This is a genomic window from Streptomyces sp. NPDC058685 (genome assembly GCF_042714725.1).
In the GTDB taxonomy this organism is placed as follows: Bacteria; Actinomycetota; Actinomycetes; order Streptomycetales; family Streptomycetaceae; genus Streptomyces.
Genome location: NZ_JBHXSL010000005.1, coordinates 178,706 through 195,573, shown reverse-complemented (window position 1 = coordinate 195,573; position 16,868 = coordinate 178,706). Strand labels below are relative to the sequence as shown.

General features: G+C 69.4%; 17 protein-coding genes and 1 pseudogene. 10 read left to right on the top strand and 8 right to left on the bottom strand.

From position 1 onward, the window contains the following. Window positions 1-471: 471 nt before the first annotated feature. Window positions 472-1,938, top strand: a complete 1,467-nt coding sequence (locus ACFWU3_RS06790) for a dihydrolipoyl dehydrogenase family protein (RefSeq protein ID WP_384432213.1) — start codon at window positions 472-474, stop codon at window positions 1,936-1,938. 356 nt (window positions 1,939-2,294) lie between these two features. Continuing rightward, on the top strand, window positions 2,295-3,161 hold the full coding sequence (locus ACFWU3_RS06785) for a universal stress protein (protein WP_384432211.1): 867 nt from the start codon (window positions 2,295-2,297) through the stop codon (window positions 3,159-3,161). Window positions 3,162-3,257: 96 nt separating this feature from the next. Here the strand turns inward: ACFWU3_RS06785 and ACFWU3_RS06780 are convergent, their stop codons facing one another. Further along, on the bottom strand, window positions 3,258-4,256 hold the full coding sequence (locus tag ACFWU3_RS06780) for a linear amide C-N hydrolase (protein ID WP_384432208.1): 999 nt from the start codon (window positions 4,254-4,256) through the stop codon (window positions 3,258-3,260). A 365-nt stretch (window positions 4,257-4,621) separates the two neighbouring features. Further along, a complete protein-coding gene (locus ACFWU3_RS06775; RefSeq protein ID WP_384432205.1) occupies window positions 4,622-5,164 on the bottom strand; it encodes a hypothetical protein in 543 nt (180 codons plus the stop codon). 278 nt (window positions 5,165-5,442) lie between these two features. Between ACFWU3_RS06775 and ACFWU3_RS06770 the strand changes: the two genes are divergently transcribed. Beyond that, window positions 5,443-5,967, top strand: coding sequence for a hypothetical protein (locus tag ACFWU3_RS06770; RefSeq protein WP_384432202.1), 525 nt, complete (start codon window positions 5,443-5,445; stop codon window positions 5,965-5,967). Window positions 5,968-6,101: 134 nt separating this feature from the next. Here ACFWU3_RS06770 and ACFWU3_RS06765 read toward each other — a convergent pair whose 3' ends face one another. Next, window positions 6,102-6,497: a RidA family protein gene (locus tag ACFWU3_RS06765; RefSeq protein ID WP_384432419.1), complete on the bottom strand. Its 396-nt coding sequence runs from the start codon at window positions 6,495-6,497 to the stop codon at window positions 6,102-6,104. A gap of 133 nt (window positions 6,498-6,630) precedes the next feature. On the opposite strand from ACFWU3_RS06765, the gene ACFWU3_RS06760 reads away from it, so the two are divergent. Next, window positions 6,631-7,605: a helix-turn-helix transcriptional regulator gene (locus tag ACFWU3_RS06760; RefSeq protein ID WP_384432199.1), complete on the top strand. Its 975-nt coding sequence runs from the start codon at window positions 6,631-6,633 to the stop codon at window positions 7,603-7,605. 136 nt (window positions 7,606-7,741) lie between these two features. Here the strand turns inward: ACFWU3_RS06760 and ACFWU3_RS06755 are convergent, their stop codons facing one another. Continuing rightward, a complete protein-coding gene (locus ACFWU3_RS06755; protein WP_384432196.1) occupies window positions 7,742-8,188 on the bottom strand; it encodes a hypothetical protein in 447 nt (148 codons plus the stop codon). A 302-nt stretch (window positions 8,189-8,490) separates the two neighbouring features. Here ACFWU3_RS06755 and ACFWU3_RS06750 point away from each other — a divergent pair, with 302 nt between their 5' ends. The 4 genes and pseudogenes from ACFWU3_RS06750 to ACFWU3_RS06735 all read left to right on the top strand — a co-directional run bounded on the left by ACFWU3_RS06750 (window position 8,491) and on the right by ACFWU3_RS06735 (window position 11,082). Beyond that, window positions 8,491-8,724, top strand: a complete 234-nt coding sequence (locus ACFWU3_RS06750; RefSeq protein ID WP_384432194.1) for a polyprenyl synthetase — start codon at window positions 8,491-8,493, stop codon at window positions 8,722-8,724. A gap of 159 nt (window positions 8,725-8,883) precedes the next feature. Next, window positions 8,884-9,205 (top strand): annotated as a pseudogene (locus ACFWU3_RS06745) (DUF2236 domain-containing protein); the annotation flags it as partial. A 290-nt stretch (window positions 9,206-9,495) separates the two neighbouring features. Next, a complete protein-coding gene (locus ACFWU3_RS06740) occupies window positions 9,496-10,242 on the top strand; it encodes an SDR family oxidoreductase (RefSeq protein WP_384432191.1) in 747 nt (248 codons plus the stop codon). A 138-nt stretch (window positions 10,243-10,380) separates the two neighbouring features. Then, window positions 10,381-11,082, top strand: coding sequence for a class I SAM-dependent methyltransferase (locus tag ACFWU3_RS06735; RefSeq protein ID WP_384432188.1), 702 nt, complete (start codon window positions 10,381-10,383; stop codon window positions 11,080-11,082). 80 nt (window positions 11,083-11,162) lie between these two features. On the opposite strand, the gene ACFWU3_RS06730 is transcribed toward ACFWU3_RS06735, so the two are convergent. Next, window positions 11,163-11,672 carry a DinB family protein gene (locus ACFWU3_RS06730; RefSeq protein WP_384432185.1) on the bottom strand — a complete coding sequence of 170 codons (510 nt, stop codon included), beginning with the start codon at window positions 11,670-11,672 and terminating at the stop codon, window positions 11,163-11,165. Between the two features lie 506 nt (window positions 11,673-12,178). Between ACFWU3_RS06730 and ACFWU3_RS06725 the strand changes: the two genes are divergently transcribed. Together ACFWU3_RS06725 and ACFWU3_RS06720 are read left to right on the top strand one after the other, a co-directional pair. Next, window positions 12,179-12,676 carry an SRPBCC family protein gene (locus ACFWU3_RS06725; protein WP_384432182.1) on the top strand — a complete coding sequence of 166 codons (498 nt, stop codon included), beginning with the start codon at window positions 12,179-12,181 and terminating at the stop codon, window positions 12,674-12,676. 2 nt (window positions 12,677-12,678) lie between these two features. Then, a complete protein-coding gene (locus ACFWU3_RS06720) occupies window positions 12,679-14,301 on the top strand; it encodes a phytoene desaturase family protein (RefSeq protein WP_384432179.1) in 1,623 nt (540 codons plus the stop codon). An 84-nt stretch (window positions 14,302-14,385) separates the two neighbouring features. On the opposite strand, the gene ACFWU3_RS06715 is transcribed toward ACFWU3_RS06720, so the two are convergent. The 3 genes from ACFWU3_RS06715 to ACFWU3_RS06705 are packed head-to-tail and all read right to left on the bottom strand — an operon-like array spanning window position 14,386 to window position 16,692. Continuing rightward, window positions 14,386-15,252: an SDR family oxidoreductase gene (locus ACFWU3_RS06715; protein WP_384432176.1), complete on the bottom strand. Its 867-nt coding sequence runs from the start codon at window positions 15,250-15,252 to the stop codon at window positions 14,386-14,388. Between the two features lie 50 nt (window positions 15,253-15,302). After that, entirely contained in the window at window positions 15,303-16,487 is a 1,185-nt protein-coding gene (locus ACFWU3_RS06710) for a zinc-dependent alcohol dehydrogenase (RefSeq protein WP_384432173.1), read from the bottom strand. A 13-nt stretch (window positions 16,488-16,500) separates the two neighbouring features. Continuing rightward, window positions 16,501-16,692: a hypothetical protein gene (locus ACFWU3_RS06705; protein ID WP_384432170.1), complete on the bottom strand. Its 192-nt coding sequence runs from the start codon at window positions 16,690-16,692 to the stop codon at window positions 16,501-16,503. Window positions 16,693-16,868: the final 176 nt, after the last annotated feature.

Here is a 16,868-nt window from a genome sequence, read left to right as displayed (position 1 = left end):
GCCGGATGCTGGAAGAGGACGGGCGAACCGAGGGGCGCTTCGTCGCCGCTGCGCCTCAGGATCGTTCAGTGAATCGGTGCCGGATTGCGTCATGACTCCTCCTTCCGGGGGACCGGGGGTCGGGGTCCATGCCACCGTCACACGCGGCCTTGCACCGGCACCATCGGGCGCGGTACCCATTTCCGGCAGGCAAGCAGGATCCGACTCCATCCCTGCCGCAGCCACCACAGCTGGTGATCATCGCCAGAGCAAAATGCGGTCATGTTCGAAAGGGTGGACAGTGGGGGAGTGGGGCTTCGGGTGTGAGGCTTCTGACCTGGTGGCCTGACGCGCGAATTGCCCCACCCGGATCCGCAGTGGATCTGATGACTGCCCTCCCGAACCCGCGGCCGGCCCGAGAGCGGCCTTCCCCTGGCTCACGTGCCCCCCGACACGGCCGTATGCGGAACCAGATGAGTCATGGGGGTAATGATGAGCGAAGCTCCGCGCACGTATGACGTGATCGTTCTCGGCGCCGGTCCGTGCGGCGAGAATCTGGCGGAACGCACCAGTGATGCCGGGCTCACCACGGTGATTGTGGAGAGTGAACTTCTGGGTGGCGAATGCTCGTTCTGGGCGTGCGAACCCAGCAAGGCCCTACTCCGGCCGATGACGGCCCGCGCCGAAGCCCGCCGTGTCCCGGCTCTGAGCGAGGCCGTGAGCGGGCCCCTGGACGCCGCGGTTGCCCTGGCCCACCGCGACAAGATGGCGAACTACTGGCAGGACGACGACCAGGTGGACTGGCTGAACTCCGTGTCCGTCGACCTGGTGCGCGGATTCGGCCGGCTGGACGGCCCGCGGCAGGTGACGGTCCGAACGCCCGAGGGGGAGAATGTCCGGCTCGCCGCCCGACATGCCGTGGCCGTATGCACCGGCACCGATGCGGCCATGCCCGACCTGCCGGGGCTCAGCGACATCCGTCCCTGGACCAGCCGCGACGCGACCAGCTCCAAGGAAGTTCCGGAACGCCTCGTCGTGATCGGCGGGGGAGTGGTGGCAGTCGAAATGGCTGCCGCATGGCAAGCGCTGGGCTCACAGGTCACCATGCTGGTACGAGGCACCTCGGGGCTCCTGCCCCGTATGGAACCGTTCGCCGGGGACATGGTCGCCGACGGGCTGCGGGAGGCGGGCGTCGACATCCGGCTGGGCACCTCGGCGTCTCGCGTCACGCGCACCGGCCGTGACGTGCACATCGAACTGGCGGACGGAGGGAATCTCACGGCGGACGAGGTCCTGGTCGCCGTGGGTCGTGTGCCCCGCACGGGCGACATCGGCATGGAGACGGTGGGACTCGAGCCGGGTGACTGGTTGGCGGTGGACGACACCTTCCAGGTGCCCGCGGTCGACGGCGGGTGGCTCTACGCCGCCGGGGATGTGAACCACCGCGCTCTGATGACCCACCAGAGCAAGTACCAGGCGCGAATCGCCGGCGCCATCATCGGTGCCCGCGCCACGGGCGGCACGCTGGACGATGCCAGGTGGGGCGCTCACGCCTCCACCGCCGACAGCGCTGCCGTCCCACAGGTCGTCTTCACGGATCCGGAGGTGGCCGGCGTCGGCTTGACCGCACGCGAGGCGGAACGTGCTGGGCGCCGATTCGAATTGGTGGACTACGACATCGGGAATGTGGCGGGAGCCCGCCAATACGCTGATGACTATCGAGGGAAAGCGCGCATCCTCGTGGACCTGGATCGCGGCAATATTCTGGGAGCGACCTTCGTCGGCGCCGGAGTCACGGAACTGCTGTTCTCGGCAACCGTCGCGATCACCAGCGAGGTTCCGGTGGAGCGCCTGTGGCATGCCGTGCCGGCCTTCCCGACCATCAGCGAAGTGTGGCTGCGTCTGCTGGAGACGCGGCGCGCAGGCGAGGTGCGGCGTTTCGAGGGGACAGCCGGCTGACCCTTACGTGTGCGGCATGGGATCACCACCTCGGGATGCCGCCCGGCCCGAGCTTTGAGAACCTGGTCGGGAGAGGTGGCGAGGCCGCGCGGGACCACTGTCGTGGTCGTCATGCTGTGGAGGTCGCACCCACACGATGCGCGGGCTGCGCTCAGTGATGGCAACCTGCGCGGTTCGCTGTCCTGCGGCCGCGCTGTGCGCCCAGCCGTGGGAAATCCGTGAACCATCCTTTGGCGCACGGGAGTTCGCCTTCCGCGAGCCACCGACACAGGTACCCGCGGTGAGACGTGGCCCGCCCGAACATGTCTCGCGGGCCCACCTACGGGGCTTGTGTCTCAGCACAGGAGGTGCTCACCATGCTCCGACCGGTCACTGTCGGAGTGGACGGATCCCCCGAGAGCCTCTCCGCCGCGTCCTGGGCGGCGAACGAGGCTTTGCTGCGTAACGCGCCGCTCCACATCGTCCACGCCTGGGAGTGGTCACCGCATCCGACGGTCGCGGTGCCGGCCGGCACCAGTCAGCACGACTGGGCCGACCAGATGCTCCGTGAGGCCGTGGACCACGTCCGTGCCCTCCACCCGGATCTCTCCATCGTCGACCAGCAGGTCTCCCAGTCACCCGTCAAGGCCCTGCACGACGCATCGGGGCAGTCGGCGCTCCTGGTCCTCGGCACCCGCGGGATCAGTGGATTCGCCGGGTACCTCGTGGGCTCGGTCGCCTTGCACGTCATCGCCCGGGCGGAGGGACCCGTCGTCCTCGTGCGCGCCGGGCACCAGGACCCCAAGGGCGCCGGTGCCGCCGCATCCCCCCGCGAGGTCGTCGTCGGTATCGACTTCGACCGCCCGTGCGACGACGTGGTTGCGTTCGCTTTCGAGGAGGCGCGATTGCGAGGCGCCGACCTGCACCTCATCCATGCTTACAGCGCCCCCGGTCCCTACGCGGTGGGCACCGGGCGACGCAGCGGGCCTGAACTGCAGGCCGAACGCGAGAAGACCTTGGTCGCCGCAGCCAGGCAGCTGCACGAGAAGTACCCCGATCTCACCGTCACAGCGACCGCGTCCCAGGGGCGACCCGCCCCCCGCCTCCTGCGGGCGGCGAAGGAGGCGGAACTCCTCGTCCTCGGCCGGCACCGCCGCGACAGCCGCTTCGGCCACACCGGCCCGGTCACCCACGCCGCCATGCATCACGCCCCGTGCCCTGTGGCCGTGGTCCCGTACGACTGACCCACCCGGCCCGGGCGGACGCGACCTCACGGGGATTCGTTTCGCGGTGACGTGAGCACTCGGCTGCCGATGGGCTCGGCGCCCCGCTCCCCGCCCTCAGAACGGCGCGGGCGATTGCGCGAATCCGTCCGAGACATCCCCGACGAGATCGATCCCGTCGGGATGCAGCGTCATGACGGGAGCGCCGGGCGAGAGGTCGAAGCGTTCGAGCTCGGCCCACAGGAGGTTGGGACTGGTGGCCAGTTCGAAGAAGTACCGCTTGCTGGTCAGGTCGCAGACGGTGCGGTACTCGGTGTTGTAGGTCCGGAACCTGCCCTCGCGATACGGCGCGCCGAAGGGCACCGAGGCGTTGCGAGTGACGGCCAGGATGCCGGCGACGGCCTGCCGGTCGTCGGCCGGCTCGGGCAGCAGAGCGCTGAAGTAGGCGGCACGCTGGAAGCGGTCGACCGGGTTGACGTTTCCGGGCAGGGGGACTTCGCTGCTGGGCTTGTCATGGCCGAGTCCCCGCACGGTGTCCACCTGCTCCTGCAACAGGCGGAGTTGTTCGTCGTAGGCGGGCGCGTTCGTCATGATCGTGTAGCTGCGGTCGTGGTGCACCTGCCGTCGTCCCGCGATGTACTCGATGATCGCGGAGTCTCCCGACGCGTCCTCCAGAGCCACATGCACCGTGGCCGAGAAGCCGTGCATCTCGACCGGCGCCAACTGGCAGGTGTCGAGCAGGTCCAGGGCCTCCGTCACGGAGGGAGCGCGGTCCAGCAGGTACTGGATCCACAGGGCGATCTGAAGACCCGGCTCACTGGGGTCGCGGGGGCCGAGGTCGGTGCTGTCCAAGTACAGCATGTGAGCTGCGAGGCCGGCTTCGTTGAGGCCGTCGGCTGTTCCGGCGCCGTAGAGGGTCGTCACGAGGCTGCCGAACCTGCTGGTCCACAAGAGGGGGTTGTCATCGACGACAGTGGTGCTCCCCAGCATGCCGCCGTTGCGCTTGATCCCTCGGGGGAAGACGGTCAGCACCGGTTCGGTCGACTCCGGCCAGTCCATCGTCCGGCCGGCAAGAACGGCGTGGTCGTTGGTGTTCCACAGAATCCGCGTGCACATGTCCGAATCCCTCTCTGCGTGAGCCGCGCGCATCAGCTCGTGGCGGAGGCACGCACCCCCTTGCGGCTCTCGCGGCGAACGTGCCGACGTGCCTCCGAGACCTACGCACCAGGACTGCCACGAGTGAGAGGAGCCCGCCACCTGGTGGGGCCGAAAGAACCTGATCGGCCCTCTGGCAGAAGCGCGGTCGCCACGCTCTGGTCGGGTGACGACAACCGTTTCCGTGCCGGGAGCGGACGCGGCCGGAAGTCTACGAGAACGCCGGCTCGGTCTGTGACGTTCGGATGCTGCGAGATCCGGTTCGCGCACGGGGCGCGGAGGGCCCCTGCCGACCGGGCTCATGCAGTGGATCGCTCGATGCTCAGTCAGTCGGTGATGTACCAGTCGTTCTTGAGGTACTCGAATGTGTAGCTGCCGAGGTCGCTCTCGGAGAAGGTGGCCGAGGACCTGACCGATTCCACCGGCATCTCGATCTTGTCGGGCGTGCGCACCGCGACCCGCTGCGGGTCGACTGTCGCGGTCTGCAGGGCCTTCTTCTGCGCGGGCGAGATCATCTGGAACACGGTGGCGTACGTCGACGTGCACGGGCCGAGCCCTTGGTCCTCTGCCTTCTTCGCGGCGGGCGCGGCCACTTCGCAGACCGTGTCGATGTCCTCGCGGCCCAGTGCGTGGAGGTACTTCTCGTAGCGCTGGATCGCGCCGGCCTTCGTCCTGGGGCCGGGCTGGTCGCCGGTCGGGGTGGCCGAAGGCTTCTCGGTCGGCGCGGATGCGGACGGCGTGGAGGACGGGGCCTTGACCGACGGCGACGTGGACGGCTGCGACGGCTTCGCGGCGGGGTCCTCCTTCGAACTCTCCGGACCGCACGCGCACGCCACCAGCACCACACATGCCGATACCGCCGCACTCACCCACGCCCGCGCCTTCATCCGGTCCCCTCAGATCGCCTCGGCAACACCACAAGAGGTCACGCAGGATCGGGGGGAACGGTTCCGAGCCGGGCCGGACTCCACCGGTTCGCCGGGAATCCGGTCTCCCTCCCCGCCGGAGCATGGCAGGTGAGGGCGGTCCCCCCCCCGGCGCGGCCGGCAACCTCTGGTTCTGCTCAAGCGGGGTCGACCAGGGGGTTCATCGTGTGCTCCACTCCGGTCACGGGCACCGGCTCGTACGCACGGTCGCAGGGGGCGGGATGAGAGCACGGCTGATCGCGGCGGGGGCCGCGGTGATGATGATGGGCTGGGGAGTGAGTGCGTCCGCGGCCACGGCACGGGGGCACGCGCTGGAGAACGACTGGGGAGGCGTTGCCGGCTTCCATCACGCCACACCCGGCAAGGGCTACTGGTTCGCCTGCCCCTCGCTCGAGAACACGTCGGACCTGCCGGTCGAGGTGCTCGAGGCGGAGCTGGTGGGTGCGCCGGCGCACTGGAGGACGGGCGAGGTCAGAGCCGCCAAGCGCTCTGCCACGCACGGGATGGCGCTGGCGATGTACGACAAGTCCTTCGTCGAAGACCCCGACCTGGTCCGGGACTACTCGAAGGAACCCGTGCCTATCGCCCCCGGGGAGGAGAGCCCGATCTACTACCTGGTGCGGGCCGAGGCTGTCGCCTCTCCGGTCTCGGGCAAGGCCGAGGGCTGCCGGTTCACCTACCGCACGGGGAACCGCGTCCACTCGCAGATCCTGCACGCGCCGTTCGAACTCACCACCGGGGACTGAAGCCTGTCGGCGTCAGGTCGGCTTCAGGTCGCTTCAGGACCACCGCTCGCGCCGACAGGTGATCGAGGCGCCGACCTCGATGCCTCCGCTGCTCGCGCCGGTCGAACCGGCGCGAGCAGCAGAATCAGGGTGGATCACGCGACGGCGGTGCCTTCGAGCTCGACCATGAGGGTGGGAATCGCCAGCCGTGTCACCCCGAGCATCGTGGTGACCGGCGCCACCTCGGCGGCGCCCAACCGCCCCGCCAGCTCGCCGTAATGCTGGAAGAGCAGATCGACATCGGTCGTGTAGACGTTGAGCCGTACGAGGTTCGCCAGAGACATGCCGGCCTCGTCGAGCACGGCCTCCAGGTTGTCGAGACTCAGCGCCAACTGCGCCGCCATGTCACCGTCGTGCTGGGGCTTCCCGTCGTCGCTCATCGCGGTCTGACCCGAGATGTACAGGGTCCGTGTGTGCCCGGAGACGACCTCGCCCTGGTTGAATCCCAACTCCGTCGACCACATCACCGGGTTGATTGCCGTTCGTTCCACTGCCACGTCAGCTCCATTCGATTCATGGGGATACGCACGTCATCCGGCCCGACAGCCGCGCTCTTGACGTCGTGTAGGGAGCCTCCCAACGAATCGCGACATCACCTGTCATGTATGCCGTTAGAGTTTTCGTATGCGCGCCAACCGGTTGGTCTCTCTGGTGCTGCTGCTGCGCCAGCGCGGTCGGCTGTCCGCGGCCACGCTGGCACGCGAGCTGGAGGTGTCCACCCGCACCGTGCTGCGCGACATGGAGGCGCTGTCCGCGGCCGGGGTGCCGGTCTACGCCGAACGCGGCCGCTACGGCGGGTTCGCGTTGTTGCCCGGCTTCCAGACACAGCTCACCGGACTGAACCATGACGAGGCACTCGCCCTGCTGGTCGCCGGATCGCGGCGCGGCGGGCAGGTCTTCGGCCTCGGCTCGGCGCTCGCGTCCGCCATGCTCAAGGTGGTGGACGCCCTGCCCGACAGCCATCGCGACACGGCGGCCGACGTGGCCGAGCGATTGCTCATCGACCCGGAGACCGACCTCCTCTCGCGCCGCATGGTCACCGATGAGGTGCCCGACGCCATCGTGGCCGAGGTGCGGAGCGCAGTGCTGGCGGGGCACAGGCTACGCATCCACTACGAAGCCACCGGCCAGACGCCGCAGTGGCGCACGGTGGACCCGATAGGCCTGGTCACCGTGCGCGACCAGGGCTACTTGCTGGCCACGAGGTCCGGCGCGGACCGCACGTACCGGCTGTCCCGGGTGTTGGCCGCCGAGGAACTCCCCGAACCCGCACAGAGAGCGGACCGGGTCGACCTCGAACGGGCCTGGCAGGAGCGCGGCGCGCGGTTCCGGACGGGCGGCGACCAAGTCACCGTCCTGGTACGGGTGGACCCGGCGCGGCGGGAGGACCTGGTGAGCACCGCGCTGGCCGTCGGCGCCGAAGAAGCCGACTCGGACGGCCGGCTGCGGCTGGAGGTGAGCTTCCAGGACGCGAGGCACGCAGAATGGGCGCTGTGGCAACTCGCCACCCATGCGGAAGCCCTGGCCCCGCAGTGGTTGCGCACGTCGCTGCGCAACCGCGCGGCCACGATCGCCGCCTGCTACGAAGCGTCTTCCTGACAGTCTGGGACGCGCAGGACGTGGATGTCGATCGGACGGCGGACGGTGAAGCCGACCGACTCCAGCCACTCGCGCACGTGGCCACGACGGCGGTCTGTCGAGATATGGGGGAAGCCTGCCCCAACCGCTGGGTGGATCAGTCGCCGGTGTCCAGGCCGCTGGCGCGGGCGATGCCGTCCAGTTCCTCGTCGACCGCCTGCTGCTCGGTGATCTGACGGTGGAGATCGGCGCGGAACTCCGCGAGCTTCTCGGGATCGTTCGCGACCTCGGCGGTGACGACCGCGTAGCCCGTACTGCCGTCGGGGCCGGGCAGTTCCACGATGTGGTGGTCCATGCGGCCGGTCGTCAGGATCGCCATGACGGCGAGGAACTCGCGCTGGACATCAGGCGTGAAGCTGTCCCGGCCGCCGGCCTCGAAGGTGCCCGGTTGACCGTCGGACAGCATGTGCGCGAGTTCGTCCACGGCCTCCTCCAGTGTGGCGAACTGTTCCGGATCCATCCGGGCCTTCACCGATTCCAGGTAGAGCGAGGCGAGGTCGAGCCCGTCGTCCGGCGTCTCCGGTGCGTTGTCGTCGTTGTCCATCACCCCACCCTGGTCCCGGAGGCCGCCGCGCGTCCAGTTGCGGTGATCGACAACACCCTTGTGCCCCACTTTCGAGGGTGTGCCCCACGCTGAGCCGGTTTACCGTGCGCATCGGACCGCGTCGCCGTGGACCGCACGGGCAGGCGAGGTGATCACTCGATCGTGAGTTGTTCCACACTCGGGTCCGGCGTGACGCGACGCTGGGATCGACGGCGCACGACCCGCGCCGCGCTGACGTGCTGCGGGTGGGGGATGGGAAGACGCATGGCGCGGGACGGCGTGGGGGACCGGAGGAGAAGGCGTTGTTGCCGGCGGCCGGGCCGGCCGACCTGGCGGTGAGCACCGTGGGGACGGCGCTGGGGACGGTGCGGGGGCTGTTGCGCCGTTCGGACGCGGCAGAGCTCGCGGCGGAGGCCGAGCACGATCTGGTCGCGCGCGGGCGCCTGGTCGTGGACCGGTATGCGGCCGTCCCGCCGGCCCATCTGGAGATTGTCGCCCGGCACGCCCTGGCCCGGCGGGCCGCCGAAGATGCCTGACCAGTGGGAGCCGGCCGCGTTCAAGGCCCGTGTCGACAAAGTGCTCCACGACTTCGTCGCCCAGGAGGCGGAGCAACTGTGGGCCATCGACGAGGTCCTCGGCCCGGTGGCGAGCAGGTGGAGACCGCGGTCAGGGACGGTGGGCGGTTGCGGGCGGCGTTCTTCGCCCCGATCGTCTCCGCCCTCGTCGGCGACACCGGCGCCGACTGGCTGGACGTGCCCAGCACACGGTGGGACACCGTCGTCAAGGCGGTGCCGCAGCTTCTCGGCGTACTGGAGACCATCGAGGACCGCTCACTCCTCGGAGCGTGGGCGCTGGACCGCCTCGGCCATCTCACCACGATCCTCGACCTGCCCTCCCTGACCCGCGGACGCGTGATGCACTACGCCATCCCCGAACAGTTCAGGAAGGACCACGGGGTCCCTGGCACCCCCCCCCGTGCGTGGATGGACCCCGCCCGCTGCCACCGTCTCCCGTTGACGCCGGGCATGCCGTCCCCGGAGCCCCCTGGGCAGGGCGGCGCCTCGGGTGGTGACGCGACCCCAGGCGCTATACGTTCGAAGAGGGCGGCTACAGGCTGCCGTGGGGCATCTCGACCGCCTCTCCTGGGCTGGGTGCACGGTGCTCGCCGAGGGACAGCGAGCGGGTCCGGGGACGCACGGGGTCGGTCGAACGGGGTCCGTCGTCGGCAGGACCGACCACGGCGGACGGTTCCGCGATACCGAGCAGCAGTAGTCGAGTCGCCGCCGACTGACCACTGGAGGTGGCTGATGACGCCCAGCAATCCGATCACCGAGAACCTCGCCGGCCAGACCGTCGTGGTGATCGGCGCCAGTGCGGGTATGGGACTCGAAACCGCCCGGCGCGTGCGCGCTGCCGGCGGCCAGGTCGTCATGGTCGGACGCAACCCCGAGCGGCTGGAGCAGGCCGCGCTCGAAATCGAGCCTGTGAGTACCGCGGCATTCGACGCCACCGACACCGACAAGCTCAAGCAGTTCTTCCAGGACCTGCCCGGCCCCGTCGACCATGTGCTCTCCACGGCCGGCGGTCCCGCGTACATGCCCTTGGCCGACATGGACCTCGCGGAGGTCCGCCGCCACTTCGGCGATCGCCTCGCCATGACGATCGGGATCGCCCTGCACAGTCGCGACAAGATGCGGCCCGGAGGCACCCTGCTGTTCATCGGTGGCACGGGCGGCCGCCGTCCCGCCGTCGGCATGGCCATCACGTCCGCGATGACCGCGGCCCTTCCCGCTCTCACCGCCAACCTTGCGCTCGAACTCGCTCCGATTCGGGTGAACCTCATCGCCGCCGGATTCGTCGATACGCCGCTGTCGGCCTCACTGCTGGGCGACCAGCTCGAAGCCCGACGCGAGGAGCTGCGGGCGACACTCCCCATCCGCCGGGTCGTCGGCCCCGAGGACGTCGCCGCTCTGGCCGTACACATCATGTGGAACGAAGCGCTCACCGGTGCGACGTACGACATCGACGGTGGCCAGCAACTCCTGCCCCACTGAGCCGCTTTGCCTTGGGAGGCCCCTTGGGCCGGCAGCCTTCGGCGTCCGCGGGATGAAGCGTAGGGTCGATCGACAAGAATGCCGCCGTGACGGGACCCGGGCAGATCCGGGCGACGGCAGTCATGGAGGGCCGCGAGTATGGCCGGATCGTCATCGCACGACGACGCGGGTGCCACGAACCCCTGGCAGTGGATGGACGATCTGTACGCCGTCCGGCCACCGTGGGAGATCGGACGACCGCAGCAGGCATTCCTCGAGCTTGCGCAATCAGGTGCCATCCGGGGGCGAGTGCTCGACATCGGCTGCGGAACCGGGGAGCACGTCCTCATGTGCCATGACCTCGGACTCGACGCCACCGGCGTGGACCTGGCGGTCACCGCGCTGGGGGTCGCGAAGGACAAGGCGCGTCGACGTGGCGCCACCGTGCGCTTCCTCCACCACGACGCGCGGAGACTGGACGAACTGGGAGAGCAGTTCGACACCGTTCTCGACTCGGGCCTCTTCCACATGCTCGACCCGGACGACCGTGCCGCCTTCGTCCAGGGCCTTCACGCCGTGCTGCGCCCCGGAGGCCGCTATTTCCTGTTGTGCTTCAGCGACATGGAGCCTGGGAGCCCCGGAGTTCACGGTCCCCACCGGCTGACGCGGCACGACATCGCAGCCGCGTTCGCGGACGTGCTGCGGATCGACCGTCTCGTACCGGCCACGATCGAGTTCACACGGGATCCGGCGGGCATCCGGGCCTGGCTCGTCGCGATGACGAAGGTCTCCGACGGGGTCGAGCGGACGGGCGCTCGCCGTGAGGGGCCGGCCACTCCCACTGCTTCGAGCGGGAGTTGACAGCCGTCGCGTCACAACCGCGAGCGGCTGGCCGTGGTGCACGAGACACCGGCCGGGACTCCGTGGCGCGGTCGAAACCGCTACGCGGAATGCCCTGTGCCGTCGAGGACCTGCTCGCGAAGGATGTCGGCGTGACCGCAGTGCTGGGCGAGTTCACGCAGCACGTGGAGATAGACCCAGCGCAGCGGCAGCGGTCCCCGGCGATTGCCCCGCAGCAGGTCGTCCAGCGCCATTGGAGCCGTGGCATGACGGGACGCCACGCAGACCTGTCGGTAAGTGCGCTGGACCGAGTCGACCGTGTCGTCGTCGTGAAGGTCGAACGACTCGTCCGGCGAGCCGGGGATGCCAATGTCGGTTCGTGACCGACAGGTGATCGCCTCGTCGAACCAGACCTTCTCGACGAACGTTGCGTGCTTGACCAGACCGAGCAGCGTGGTCTTGGACGCGACCAGCGACCGTCGTGCCTCTTCCTCGGTCAGCCCGTTCAGGCTGTCGTGCAGGGCGGATCGATGCTCATCGAGGAAGGCCTCGAACTGATCGCGGAGCGCGGCGTTGAGGACGGCGGGCTCCGCCGACGGGTGGGTGACCATGACCGCAACCATAGGCTGCGGGACCGTTCTTGCTCATGTGTTTCTCCTGCATGCGGAGTTGAGCATGGACGGTGCTTCCTCGGACGGACACGGACACGGACACGGACACGGACACGGACACGGACACGGACACGGACACGGACACGGACGCGTGCGGGGACGGAGGGTTCATCATCCGCACGCAAGCGGAAGAGCCTGACCGCAGAGCCGCATGGCGGGGTGGGTTTCCCGATCTCGACCGGGGACCGATCATCGGATCCCGACTCCGCACACGTCACCGAGCGAACATGCTCACATCGGCGCCGGGGCGAGCGCGGCGCATGAAGCATGATCGCGTCGGACCGCAGCGGCGCGGGCACTCGGCTGGGGTCGGGGCTGGCCGCCCCGGACTTCGAACGCCCCGCGACCGCGCCTCGGCGCATACGCGCCGCGTTCTTCGCATGCTGCGGCCGGGGCGGGGTACTCGGCGGCCAACGTTCTTTTTGCGATGATGTGAGGGGTTTGTCGTGGCGATCCGGCACCAAGTGATCGAGCAGTCGCCCGAAGCGGTCTGGGCGGTGCTGGAGAATCCCGACCTCTACGGCGAGTGGGTGGTCGGTACCACGGCTTCGCGGCCTCTCGACGACCAGTGGCCGCGGGTTGACGCGGCTCTGGAGTACTCGGTGAGTCTGGGGCCCTGGTCGTACGAAGGGCGCACCACGGTGAGGCGCTTCGAGCCCGGACGCTGGCTGGAACTCGAAGCGCACAGTGGCCGTCTGGGCACGGCCCGTATTGCGATCGAGGTGCGGCCGTGGGGCGGGCACACCCTGGTGATCGTGGATGAGCACCCCCTGCGTGGTCTCGGGGGAGCGCTGCATACGGCGCCGCTCGACCTTCTCATCCAGCTGCGGCACCGCACCATGCTCCCCCGTCTCGCGGAAACCGTGGAGCGCATGACCCACCGGACAGCCTCCGCCGACGCACACCCGCCACTCGGCGGCCGCCCGCCGGGCGTGAGGAGCTGACCATGCTGGACGCCGTGGTCGTCGGAGCGGGGCCGAACGGCCTGGTGGCCGCGAACCTGCTGGTCGACGCCGGGTGGAGCGTCGAAGTCCTCGAAGCGCAGAGCGAGCCCGGAGGTGCTGTCCGCAGCGACAGGGGAGTCGACCCCGAGTACGTGAACGACATGTTCAGCGCCTTCTACCCGCTGGCCGCGGCGTCGCCCGTCATCCAAGGGCTGGAGCTGCAGGCCGAGGGGCTGCGCTGGGCCCACGCACCGTCCGTGCTCGCCCATCCCCTCCTCGACGGGCGCTGTGCCGTCCTGGAGCGGTCAGAGGAAGCGACCGCGGAGGGGCTGGAGGCGTTCGCCGCCGGTGACGGTCCTGCCTGGTCGCGGATGTGTGACACCTGGGAGGAGATCAGCCGCGATCTCCTGGACGCGCTGTTCACTCCGTTCCCGCCGCTCAAGGCGGGCGCCCGTCTCGCACTGCGGCTGCGCGGGCCGGTCGGCCTGCCCCTGGTCCGGTCGCTCGCGCTGCCGGCGCGACGGCTGGGTGAGGAGGAGTTCCGTGGTGAGGGCGGACGGCTGCTGCTCGCGGGCAATGCCTTGCACGCGGATCTCGCTCCGGAGGCCGCGGGCAGTGGGGGCTTCGGATGGTTGCTCTGCATGCTCGGGCAGCATTACGGCTTCCCTGTCCCAGCCGGCGGTGCGGGACAGCTGTCGGCTGCGCTCGTGCGTCGCCTCGAACGCCGTGGCGGCTCTGTGCGCTGCGGCCAACGCGTGCGGGAGATCGTCGTACGGGGCGGCCGCGCCATGGGAGTGCGCACGGCGAGCGGGGAGGCGATCCCGGTGCGCCGCGGTGTGCTGGCGGACGTCTCTGCACCCGACTTGTACGGGGGACTGGTGGACGAGCGGCACCTGCCAGGCGAACTCCTGGACAGCATGCGGCGCTTCCAGTGGGACTTCGCCACCTTCAAGATCGACTGGGCGCTGAGCGGCCGCATTCCCTGGAGTGCCGAAGCTGCCGACGGCGCGGGCACCGTGCATCTGTCCGACAGTGTCGACGAGCTCACCCGCTTCGCGGCCCAGCTCGCAGCCGGCCAGGTACCGGACCGGCCCTTCACCTTGCTGGGACAGATGACGACCGCGGACCCTTCGCGTTCGCCGGACGGCACCGAGTCCGCCTGGGCCTACACGCACGTTCCCCAGACCACCACCGGCGACGCGGGTGAGGACGGCATCACCGGAGCATGGGACGTACGCGAACAAGAGGACATGGCCGACCGCGTGGAACGGCACGTGGAGCGCTATGCCCCTGGCTTCCGGGCACTCATCCGGGCCCGCCGCATTCTCGCACCGCCGACTCTCCAGTCCCTCGACGCCAACCTGCACGGTGGCGCGATCAACGGAGGCACAGCCAGCCTCCATCAACAGTTGATCTTCCGCCCGGTGCCGGGTACCGGGCGTCCCGAGACACCGGTCAGGGGTCTCTACCTCGCTTCGGCTTCCGCCCATCCGGGCGGAGGGGTCCACGGCGCGTGCGGCGCGAACGCGGCACGGGCGGCGATCCGCAGCACCGCGGGTACGGCTCGCGTTCTCACCACGGCGCAGCGGGTCCTTGCCGGCCGGCTCCGCATTCAGCGACGCTGACGCCGGTGAACGGTTTGGTCGACGGCTTCACCTCCGCATGTGCTTCACCACCGCAGGCTGAGGAGACTGCCGAGTGTGGCGCGATCAGATGGAGCCGCGTTCCGCCGCAGCGCGTCCTCCGGCCCCGAGCGGGCCGGTCGCGGTGAACGGGGAGCGGGTGAGGGTTCCGCGTGCGAAGCGGGTCACCAGGGCCGGCAGAGCTGCGCGTGCCACCTGCACGGTGCGGAGCCAGGCGGGGAAGTAGACGGCGGACGAGCGCTGCTCCACGGCTGTGGCCAGCCGGGCGGCGACGGTGTCGACCGGGTAGATCTTCCTGGCGGGCGCGGGCATGTGGGCCCGCAGTTCGCGCAGCACGGCATGCTCGTCCGCGTCGCGGATCATGTCGGTGTCCATCCAGTTCAGATAGGCGATGCCGACGGCGACGCCTCGAGGGGCCTGCTCGGCGCGCATCGCGTGCACGAAGGACTCGACGCCCGCTTTGGACGCGCAGTACGCGCTCATCATGGGCGCGGCCCCCATGGAGGCCAGTGAGGCGATCTGCAGGTAGTAGCCGTGCGTCGCGGTCAGCGACGGCAGGAAGGCGCGGAGGGTGATCGCACTGCCGATCAGATTCACCTCGATGACGCGGCGCCACAGCGCCGGATCGGATTCGGCGAACGGGCCGCCTTCGGCGATGCCGGCGTTGGCGACCACCACCGATGGTGTGCCGAGGGAATGACGCACCTCGTCGGCCACCCGTCTCATCGCCTCGTGGTCGGTGACATCCACCGCCCAGTGCTTCGCCGTCGTGGGCAAGGACTGCGCGACCGCGGCCAGTTCTTCTTCTTCGAGGCCCACGAGCGCCAAACGGGCACCGCGCCGGGCCAAGTGGCGGGCGATGCCCTCGCCCAGACCGCGGGCGGCACCCGTCACGACGGCTACGCGGCCTTCCAGGGGACGCTGTTGCTTCATCGCTGCACACTTTGATTCATCGCTGCACACCTCCGATACGGCCCACCTGGTCAGGGAGTGAAGAGGACCTTTACCGCGCCGTCCTGCTTCTTCTGGAACATCTCGTAGGCGTCAGGGGCCTGATCCAGCGGAAGGCGGTGGGTGGCGAAGGACTCGACACCGAGCGGGTCGGTGTCGGTGAGGAGCGGCAGGATGTCGTCCACCCAGCGCCAGACGTTGGCCTGGCCCATACGCAGTTGGATCTGCTTGTCGAACATGGTCAGCAGGGGCATGGGGTCGGCCATACCGCCGTAGACCCCCGACAGCGAGATCGTGCCACCCCGGCGCACCAGTTCGATGGCCAGATGGAGGGCGGAGAGGCGGTCCACACCGGCGCGCTGCATCAGCTTGGCCGCCAGGGCACCGGGCATCAGCGTGGTCATGTGCTGGGCGGCCTTCGCCACGGAGGCGCCATGGGCTTCCATGCCGACGGCGTCGATGACGGAGTCGGGGCCGCGGCCGTCCGTGAGATCGCGGACGGCCTCCACGATCTTGTCGCCGTATTCCTGGAGGTCCAGTGTGTGTACGCCGTGGGCCTCGGCCCGTTCCAGGCGTTCCGGCACCAGGTCGATGCCCATGACCTTGCCGGCGCCGCGATGAGCGGCGATGCGGGTGGACATGTCCCCGATGGGGCCCAGCCCGAGCACCACCACGGTGCCGTCGGGCGGAATGGCCGCGTAGTCGACCGCCTGCCAGGCGGTCGGCAGGACGTCCGACAGATAGACGAACCGGTCGTCCGGCGGGCCCGGCGGGACGGCGATGGGCAGGGTGTTCCCGAACGGTACGCGCAGGTACTCGGCCTGCCCGCCGGGCACCTGCCCGTAGAGCTTGGTGTAGCCGAACAGCGAGGCGCCGCTGCCGTGTTCGTGGACCTGAGTCGTCTCGCACTGTGATTGCAGGCCTTGTTCGCACATGAAGCACGTGCCGCAGGAGACGTTGAACGGGACCACCACACGGTCGCCCGTGCGCACGTTGGTGACCTCGGGACCGACTTCCTCGACGATCCCCATCGGTTCGTGGCCCAGGATGTCACCGGCGTCGAGGAACGGGCCGAGGACTTCGTACAGGTGGAGGTCGGATCCGCACAGGCCGGTGGTGGTCACCTTGATGATCACGTCGGTCGGATCCTTGATGGCGGGGTCGGGGACCGTGTCGACCCGTACGTCCCGCTTGCCATGCCACGCCAGCGCCTTCATGCATCCTCCTTCGTCAGGTGGTGCCTTCGCTCGATCCCGGTTCGGCCATCCTGCGGTGGGCCTCGGCTTTCGCCTTGTCGGGAAGCACCTTGTCGGCCGGCCCCCTCGGCGTTGTGACCCGGTCGAATCCGCGGTCGGCGAGCTGTCGGGCCGGCTCGAAGCCGATACCGCTGGAGGCACCGGTCACGAAGGTCGAAGGCTTCACGGGAACCATGGTGCGGCGAGTACCCGCCGTGTCCGATTCATGCGTAATGACCGGAAGGTGTTTCCGGCGTCGGGGCGGGGGCCGGGGGCGGACATGCCGCCGGGACGGCCCCGCCATGCGCATACCGCCGATGGCATGGCCGGGGGCCCGGTGCTCGAAGCTCTTCGGTGCGATGA

Coding starts and splice junctions, on each gene's coding strand:
- ACFWU3_RS06720 (WP_384432179.1), top strand. CDS start 12,679: ATGCTGGACGCCGTGGTCGTCGGAGCGGGGCCGAACGGCCTGGTGGCC.
- ACFWU3_RS06770 (WP_384432202.1), top strand. CDS start 5,443: ATGAGAGCACGGCTGATCGCGGCGGGGGCCGCGGTGATGATGATGGGC.
- ACFWU3_RS06715 (WP_384432176.1), bottom strand. CDS start 15,252: ATGAAGCAACAGCGTCCCCTGGAAGGCCGCGTAGCCGTCGTGACGGGT.
- ACFWU3_RS06740 (WP_384432191.1), top strand. CDS start 9,496: ATGACGCCCAGCAATCCGATCACCGAGAACCTCGCCGGCCAGACCGTC.
- ACFWU3_RS06735 (WP_384432188.1), top strand. CDS start 10,381: ATGGCCGGATCGTCATCGCACGACGACGCGGGTGCCACGAACCCCTGG.
- ACFWU3_RS06710 (WP_384432173.1), bottom strand. CDS start 16,487: ATGAAGGCGCTGGCGTGGCATGGCAAGCGGGACGTACGGGTCGACACG.
- ACFWU3_RS06790 (WP_384432213.1), top strand. CDS start 472: ATGAGCGAAGCTCCGCGCACGTATGACGTGATCGTTCTCGGCGCCGGT.
- ACFWU3_RS06780 (WP_384432208.1), bottom strand. CDS start 4,256: ATGTGCACGCGGATTCTGTGGAACACCAACGACCACGCCGTTCTTGCC.
- ACFWU3_RS06785 (WP_384432211.1), top strand. CDS start 2,295: ATGCTCCGACCGGTCACTGTCGGAGTGGACGGATCCCCCGAGAGCCTC.
- ACFWU3_RS06760 (WP_384432199.1), top strand. CDS start 6,631: ATGCGCGCCAACCGGTTGGTCTCTCTGGTGCTGCTGCTGCGCCAGCGC.
- ACFWU3_RS06730 (WP_384432185.1), bottom strand. CDS start 11,672: ATGGTCACCCACCCGTCGGCGGAGCCCGCCGTCCTCAACGCCGCGCTC.
- ACFWU3_RS06755 (WP_384432196.1), bottom strand. CDS start 8,188: ATGGACAACGACGACAACGCACCGGAGACGCCGGACGACGGGCTCGAC.